General features: G+C 64.3%; 1 protein-coding gene. It reads left to right on the plus strand.

What is annotated here, in order from left to right:
- Positions 1-13 precede the first annotated feature (13 nt).
- Positions 14-244 (plus strand): LysR substrate-binding domain-containing protein (locus tag ACTFO6_RS19460; RefSeq protein ID WP_439935957.1); only part of this gene is annotated, 231 nt, incomplete at its 3' end.

Genomic DNA, 244 nt, shown 5'->3' on the forward strand with positions numbered 1-244 from the left:
GCTTAAGCTCGCGATCGGCGGAGCAGCCAAGTACTTCGTGCCGATACTGCTCGCCGCCTTCCGACGCCGTTGGGAGGGCTTTTCCGTCACCTTGAACGTGGCCAGCCGGGAAGTGCTGTTGGCCCAGCTTGCGGATAATGCCTGCGACATGGCGATCATGAGCGTGCCTCCGGAGGGGGACGATCTCGTCGCCGAGCCGTTTTTGGAGGATCCGCTGGTGCCGATCGCGCCGACGGATCACCCC

Origin of the sequence: Pelomicrobium sp. G1, assembly GCF_051905455.1 — a bacterium.
Classification (GTDB): domain Bacteria; phylum Pseudomonadota; class Gammaproteobacteria; order Burkholderiales; family UBA6910; genus Pelomicrobium.